The organism is Arcicella sp. GW458-12-2-14-TSB2, from assembly GCF_059423785.1.
Genome location: NZ_JBWKYN010000228.1, coordinates 1 through 7,979, shown reverse-complemented (window position 1 = coordinate 7,979; position 7,979 = coordinate 1). Strand labels below are relative to the sequence as shown.

Genomic DNA, 7,979 nt, shown 5'->3' with positions numbered 1-7,979 from the left:
AAGCCTTATCACTAGCGAGGGACTTAAGTCCCTCGCTAGTGATAAGGCTTGAATAACAGATACTTACAAACATATAAATAATCATTTATGACTTAAATTACCCATTAATAGTAAGAATTAGAATTTAACAATCTTATCTCTACTCCTTACTCCCCTGTACTTTCGCCCCTGATTTCTTCTCTAATCCCGGTTGAAAAATCTCGAAGTTTTCTTTCTTTTTAGCATCTGCTACAATCTTACGTACATCTTCCAACAGTTTTTTAGCATCATAAATTACGCCATCTTTAATAGTATATTTTACACCTCCCACTCGAATTACTTCATTTTTATCTGTCAACTTAATAGCTCCTGTCCCGTAAAGGTTCTTTAGGTTTTTTAGCGGATTTTCTTCTAAAATCACCATATCTGCCAATTTACCGACTTCAATACTTCCTATTTTATCAGCCATTCCCAATGCCTCAGCACCTTTTAAACTTGCTGCACGAATTACTTCCAAAGGATGAAAACCTGCTTCTCTTAATAATTCTAGTTCTCGGATATAAGCAAAGCCATATAGCTGGAAAATAAAGCCTGAATCAGACCCAGCCGTTACTCTCCCTCCTCTGTTTTTATATTCATTGATAAATGCCATCCAAAGTTTATAATTTTCTTTCCACTGCACTTCTTGCTCTGTGCCCCATTCTTGCCAGTATGAACCATGTGAAATACGCGAAGGCTGATAAAAACGCCATAATTGAGGCATCGTATATTCTTCATGCCATTCGGCTCTGCGTGCTAACATCAATTCACGATTGGCTTCGTAGATATTAAAAGTAGGGTCGATGGTAAAATCTAGTTTTAGCAATTCATCCATTACTTCATTCCATCGTTTTGACCCCGGCTTGGCTGCTTGTTTCCACAGTTTACCTGCTTCTTCAAAACGATTTTGTTCGTTACTATAATTATAATCTGCTGGATAATCTTGAATCGTCTGGCTTTCAAAAAGTGCCTCAGGCAAACCATACCAGTGTTCCATAGAAGTTAGTCCCGCTCTGGCAGAATTCAAAACATTCCAACGAGCCACATCCACTTGTGCATGATGATATGCCGAACGTAAGCCTAATTCTTTATTTCTTTTAATGGCCACTTCTATTACTTCTGGTCTTGCTCCGAAAAACTTTATACCATCAGCTCCTTTTTTGGCATTTTCTTCTACCCAAGCTTTCGCTTGTTCTGCGGTTGAAATGGTTTCCTTGGCTCCCATTCCAAAAGCTGTATATGCCAAAATTCTTGGTGCTGTAATTTCATTTTTCAAAGATTTTGCCTTTTGATCTAACACCCAATCTAAACCATTCCCAGCCGAAGGGTCACGGATGGTGGTAATGCCATGTCCCAACCATAGTTTATAAACATATTCAGCAGGTGTTCCTTGCGACTTTCCACCTATATGTCCGTGCATATCTACAAAACCTGGCAACATATACATGCCCGTACAGTCTAATTCTTTATCGCCATCATTCAGTTTTGGGCGACTCTTAGTGTCTATCGGAACACCCGGATACCCAACTACTTTGATTTCAACGATTTTATTTTTCTCGACTACTATATCACAAGGGCCTTGCATCGGAGAACCTGTACCATTGATAAGGTTTACACCACGGATAATCATCCGATTGTATTGACCTTCGCCTTCTGCTCTCGGTGGTGCTTTTTCTATTTGGGAATGAGCCTGAAAGGCAGTTAATATTAAAACTGAGGAGGCGATAAAGTAATGTAAATATTTTTTCATTTTAATTAATAATTGAAGAATGTTGAATGAAATGGGAAGAAGTAATTATTCTTTTTCCAAGATACGGAATTTATCTAAAATGTGTAAATTGAAGCTCATATCAATCTTTGAAATTTCTATTTTATGAATCACTTCATCAGAAATAACTTTTTAGCCATCTGTGTTACCTTGGCAGTTGTATATGCTTTTGCCAATGGTGCTACTATTTATCAACAAGCGCCTAAAAAGCCCGACGTTACTTCGCTTTCAATGCCTACGGCTTCTGATAAAGTTTTTGCCGCTTATTGGTATAAAAACAAAGCGGAAATCAATAGCTATGCTTTGCAAAAAGATAATAATGGACAAAGTTCTGTGGGGGAAAGTATCATGATTTTTGTAACAGAAAATTTTAGAACTGATAAACAAGTAAAACTAGAGTCGGATAATAAATCGGATGCTACCAGTGTGCTGAAAGTAAATATTACAGAAAAATTTCTGTCAGGTATTAATGATTATTCATTGATGACTTCTGTTTTTTCTCCTGTCGATACAAAGGCTTTTCCACACGCATTGAAAGTAGCTACTTCTTTGCAAGACTGGAACGGAATGGCTTATTTGCAATTGAATAACAAGAATAGAGCTTATCAAATAGAAGGAAAAAGCTATACTGAAAAAGAAGTACAAGAAGATTTTGAATTAAAAAGAGCTTGGTTGGAAGATGAAATTTGGAGTAGAATTCGCCTTTCACCTGCAACCTTACCTGATGGTGATATTGAGATGATTCCAAGTTTTAGTTATTCACAATTAACTCATCAATTACCAACAGTATTGTCGGCTAAAACTGCATTAAAAGATTATACAGGAACAGATTTTACGGAGAAAAAGCTAAAGGTATTTTCTATTACTTACCCAGAAAAATCTCGTTCAGTAGAAGTAGTTTTTCAAAAAACTTTTCCATATAAAATTATGGGGTGGACGGAACATAATGTTAATCAAGGAAAAACTTGGACAACTAAAGCTATTTTAAAGAAAACTCTCCTAAGCGATTATTGGACAAAGCATAGTCCAAAAGATGTAGCATTAAGAGATAGTTTATCGTTGCACTAAGGATTGAGTAAATGAATAATAGTTTTCAAGTATAAAAACGATTGTTCTAATTCTTTCTATTAAGCCCACAAATAAATGTAGTCTATGAGTGTACAAAGAAATCGGTAGTGTGTGAAGACACCACTACGGCAAAGCCGAAAACATAATAAATCAACTGATTTTTAATACCTTTTCTACATGGGAGCAAAAAAGGATAAACCTCAATCAAGCCAATACGACAAGATTTTCAAAGAAAACATTGAAGCTGTGATTTCGAGTATCATGCAAAATGTACTCGAAATTAAAGCTGTTATTATGGAGGAACTGCCTGATGATATTCAACATACCAAAGAACGTAAACCTGACACTTTAAAGAAAATTACTGACGATAAGGGTAACATTTTTATACTACAAATTGAGTTTCAAGTAAAAGATGAACCCGAAATGGTGTATCGTATGGGCGAATATTACTTTATGCTGGAAAGAAAGTATAAAATGCCCGTAAAACAATTTGTTATTTTTCTTGGTAAAGATAAGCCAGCAATGCCTACTCAACTTATCAGAGAACAGTTACATTTCAGTTTTCCACTTATTTCACTTTCAGAGCTTAATTATCATATTTTCCTCAACTCGGATAAGCCTGAAGAAATTGTTTTAAGTATTTTAGCAAATTTCGAGGGAGAAGAGCCCGATAATGTATTAAGACAGATAATCAGCCGTGTCAAGGAAACTACCAAAGGAGAACTTTCGTTAAGTAGATACTTCAATCAGTTGCGTGTTTTAGCACAATTGCGTAACTTAGAATTAAATTTAAAAATTGCTATGGACAGTATCGCAGAATATATCAAAGAAGAAAGAGATGTTCTATTTTTAAGAGGTCTTGACAAAGGAGAAGCAACTGCTCGTGAAAGAGAACTGACAAAGTTTGTTACTAACTTGCTTCAGAAACTAAATTTACCTTTTGAGCAAATCGCAGATATAGCAGAGACTTCGGTGGACTTTGTAAAATCTGTACACTTACAACTTACTAAAAAATAGACTGCTACCTTACCATTCTAAATATTTTTACTTCTATTATAAATGTTCAGTAGCATGTGAAGACACACGCTACGTTAAAACGATATAAAAGTATTCAACCATTATATATTATACCCCAAAATACTCTCTGGCGAATCATAAAATATCAAATCTCCTGACTTTTTACCTACTTCTGCCCAAGCTAAATTTTCTATTTTCATCCCTACAACTGCACATGTAGGCATCGAGCCAATATCAGCATGGGTAAGGTATTCTGCGAAATAACTGATACTTGGGTTATGACCAACCAATATTACAGCATTTATATTTTCAGGAATGGCATTTACTGCATCCAAGTAGTGTTTAGGCGAGCTTTCGTACAAATCACTCAACAAATGTATCTTTTCGTCAGCAATACCCAATTGTTCAGAAAGTACTTTAGCAGTCATTTGTGTACGTTCAGCATTGGAAGTAATGATTAAATCTATGGGATTGATTTTGGTTGATAAATTTCTTCCCATTCTAGCGGCATCAATCATGCCACTTGAGGTCAGTGGACGGATTAAATCAGGGCTAACTGAGTCTGAGGCTTTGGCATGGCGAACCAAATATAATGTCTTTGTCATTGTCTTTGTTTTGTTTCTATCTTCCAACTACGGTTCCTAATTCTAACTAAAGTTATATTTTTCTATAAATTTACCTAGAAACCACTGTTCCTAAAATTTTGGATATCTCTTTTACTCGATGGTTATATGAGTCTATCAATTTTATTATTTGATCAACTTGGTCCTTCTCTAGATTTGGTAGTTGTAATATTAAATTTTTTATTACATCTTTTTGAAAAGCCATCTGTATTCTTAGTAGATTTTGGAAAGTTAAATCAGGTAACTTTTCATGTTCCGTTGGGATATGAATATCATGTTTAATCCATTCTTCAGAGGCACTATAACGCTCTGTTTCTGCAAATAAGTTTATTGCTTCAGTTTGAATTTCTGAATTTTGATTTTTTAAAAAATACTCCGTATTGAGTACTATTCCTTGTAAAAGTTTCTCCCTACAAATGTTAAGTATATTTTGATAAAGAGGTGTGCCAAAATTTAAATCTTTAATTTCATCTAGTAAGTAATGAATAACGGTATATTCAGGAGCTTGTTCTTTATCAACAATCTTATCTCCATGACAAACTATAAGTCTAATAAACTCTCTTTCTTGTAATGCAAGTCCTTGAAGCGTCGCTTTATTAACTGATGAATCCAGACTTTGAACATTATTTTCTAAATCCTTTTTAACATTATAATCTACAAAACCCGAAAACTCATCTTCTTCTGAAAAGCTTGGTAAATCATCAAAATTTACATTGGGTTCAGGTTTACTAAGGGTTACTCCTGACGGTAAATCGTTTTGTAATCGCTGACGATTGGCATCTCTTTGGTTATCCTTTTCTCTTTGTTTGCTTCTTTCTAAAGAAATCTTATTGCTTTCGGCAATTAAAATCCCTTCATCAATCTGCATCAAATTAGCTGTTTTCTGAAAAAATACTGACCTTTTAATAGAATCAGGAATTTTAGAAATACTAGCCACCATGTCTTTTATCAACTCGGCTCTTTTGAAAGGGTCACTTCCAGCTTCTTTGAGTGATAATTCTGCTTTAAAAGTAATAAAATCGCTAGCGGTTTTTTGTATATACTCTACAAAAGCATCCGAACCGATTTTCTGAACGTAACTATCAGGGTCTTCGCCTTCTGGAAAAACAACCAACTTTACGTTAAGTCCTTCTTCCAAAATCATGTCCATTCCTCGCAACGACGCCTTAATACCAGCAGGGTCGCCATCGTACAAAACAGTAATATTCTGCGAAAAACGAGCAATCAAACGAATCTGTTCTATCGTCAAAGATGTTCCAGACGATGCCACTACGTTTTCAATACCTGCTTGATGCAAAGAAATAACATCGGTATAACCTTCTACCAAATAACAAACGTCTTTGGTACGAATAGCATTTTTGGCTTGGTAAATTCCGTAAAGTACATTCGACTTATGATAAACCTCTGTCTCAGGGGAATTTAAATACTTTGCCTGCGTTTTATCATTTTTCAGGATTCTTGCTCCAAAAGCAATTACTTTTCCTGATACATTGTGGATAGGGAAAGTTACTCTATTTCTAAAACGGTCAAAGGTTTTCTGATTTTGCTGAACAGTCTCGTTCTCATTGCCCTTCAAAATCGTCAAGCCAGCCTTTACTAAAATATCTATATTATAGCCATTCCTGACAGCTTCTTTCGTAAAAGCATCCCAATTATCTAGGCTATAACCCAATTCAAACGTACGAATCGTTTTATCTGAGAATCCTCTTTCTTTAAAATATGGATAGGCTATATTTTTCCCTTCTTCGTGCTGAAAAAGGTTATCTTGATAATAGTTCTTAGCATAATTCAGCGCAATCAGTAAACTTTCACGTTCATTCTGTGCTAATTGTTGTTCGTCTGAAAGCTGTGTTTCTTGGATTTCAATGCCATACTTTTTGGCTAAATGCCGCAAAGCTTCGCCATATCCAAGTCCTTCAATATCCATGATGAAACGGATAGCATCTCCAGCTTTTCCACAACCAAAACACTTATAAATACCTTTAGCAGGCGATACTGAAAAGGATGGTGATTTTTCGCCATGAAATGGACAACAAGCCCAAAGGTTTGCTCCTTTCTTCTTCAAAGAAACATAATCGCCTATTACATCGGCAATATCAGCACTTTGTCGGATTCGTTCTATGGTTGATTCATCTATACGCATACTCAAAATTACACCTTTTTGTGTTGTACAAATCATTTATAGCTTAAAATCGTCAAGAATATGTATTTTTGAAAACCTTTCAATATAACATCAACAAAATGAGTTTATCCAGTCAAAAACATCTTTTTAGCCTTGAAGAAGGTATTCATTATATCAATTGTGCCACCATGGCACCCAATCTTAAATCGGTAGAAGAAGCTGGTATTCAAGGAATTTTGCGAAAAACGCAACCTCAAAACATTACTTCACAAAGCTTTTTTGAAACGACCGAACCCGTTAAACAAGCTTATGCCAAACTGATTAACTGTCCCGACCCTGAGCGTATTGTGTTACTACCCTCATCGTCCTACGGCATGGCAATCGTGGCTAAAAACTTGTATAGAAAGCCCAATATACGAGCAGGGCAAGAAATTGTGATGGTCAGCGAAGAATTCCCTTCAGACGTATATGCTTGGGAAGAGGTTTCTATCAATTTAGGTTTAAAAATGAGGGTAGTTCATCCGCCAGCATCCTTAGAAAATAGGGGTAAAATATGGAATGAAAAATTGTTGGAAGCCATCACTAGCAACACTTGTTTAGTAGTAGTATCACCTACTCACTGGGCTGATGGCACTTCTTTTAATACCGAAATCATTGGTCAACATTGCCGTTCGGTAGGTGCTTTGTTGGTATTGGATGGCACACAGTCTATCGGAGCGATGCCTTTTGATGTACAAAAAGTACAGCCCGATGCCATCATCAATCCCGGGTATAAATGGCTTTTAGGCCCTTATTCAGCAGGTGTAGCCTATTTCGGAGCTTTTTTCGATGAGGGCAATCCCTTGGAACGTAACTGGATAAATCGGGTGGGTTCTGAGGATTTTAAAAATTTGATTAATTACCAAACTCAGTATAGAGCCAAAGCGGATAGATACAACATGGGTGAAAGAAGTAACTTTATTTTAAACCCTATGCTCACTGCGGCGATAGAACAAATCAATGCTTGGGGTGTGAATGCTATCAATAACTATTGTGATGAATTGTTGAAAGAACCTTTGGACATTTTACAAGCACATGGCTACTGGGTAGAAGAAAAACCTTACAGAAGTAGCCATTTAGTAGGTGTCAGGATTCCTGAGCATATAGATTACCAAAAAATTCAAGCTGCCTTACAAGAACGCAAAGTGTTTGTTTCGTTCCGAGGACAATCTATCAGGCTTGCACCACATCTTTATAATGATATGAACGATATTGATGTACTAATGGACGGTTTGTTGAAAGGTATTCAGTAATGGTAAGTTCTTATTTTTGACCTTTGATAAGATAATTACAACCTTTTTTCTCTTAGCGGGCGACTTAAGTC

6 protein-coding genes are annotated in these 7,979 nt (G+C 35.9%); 3 read left to right on the top strand and 3 right to left on the bottom strand.

The annotated features are described in order from the left end of the window. Positions 1–139: 139 nt before the first annotated feature. Positions 140–1,768 (bottom strand): amidohydrolase family protein, encoded by a 1,629-nt coding sequence (locus AC07XN_RS22095; protein ID WP_494744625.1) that lies wholly within the window; start codon positions 1,766–1,768, stop codon positions 140–142. A 123-nt stretch (positions 1,769–1,891) separates the two neighbouring features. Here AC07XN_RS22095 and AC07XN_RS22090 point away from each other — a divergent pair, with 123 nt between their 5' ends. Both AC07XN_RS22090 and AC07XN_RS22085 read left to right on the top strand, forming a co-directional pair. Next, entirely contained in the window at positions 1,892–2,854 is a 963-nt protein-coding gene (locus AC07XN_RS22090; RefSeq protein ID WP_494744624.1) for a hypothetical protein, read from the top strand. Between the two features lie 177 nt (positions 2,855–3,031). Continuing rightward, positions 3,032–3,871 carry an RpnC/YadD family protein gene (locus AC07XN_RS22085; protein ID WP_494744623.1) on the top strand — a complete coding sequence of 280 codons (840 nt, stop codon included), beginning with the start codon at positions 3,032–3,034 and terminating at the stop codon, positions 3,869–3,871. A gap of 101 nt (positions 3,872–3,972) precedes the next feature. Here the strand turns inward: AC07XN_RS22085 and AC07XN_RS22080 are convergent, their stop codons facing one another. Beyond that, positions 3,973–4,476, bottom strand: coding sequence for a SixA phosphatase family protein (locus AC07XN_RS22080; RefSeq protein WP_494744622.1), 504 nt, complete (start codon positions 4,474–4,476; stop codon positions 3,973–3,975). Between the two features lie 70 nt (positions 4,477–4,546). Beyond that, positions 4,547–6,637 (bottom strand): DNA primase, encoded by a 2,091-nt coding sequence (gene dnaG, locus AC07XN_RS22075; RefSeq protein ID WP_494744626.1) that lies wholly within the window; start codon positions 6,635–6,637, stop codon positions 4,547–4,549. A 98-nt stretch (positions 6,638–6,735) separates the two neighbouring features. On the opposite strand from dnaG, the gene AC07XN_RS22070 reads away from it, so the two are divergent. Then, on the top strand, positions 6,736–7,908 hold the full coding sequence (locus AC07XN_RS22070) for an aminotransferase class V-fold PLP-dependent enzyme (RefSeq protein ID WP_494744621.1): 1,173 nt from the start codon (positions 6,736–6,738) through the stop codon (positions 7,906–7,908). Positions 7,909–7,979 lie beyond the last annotated feature (71 nt).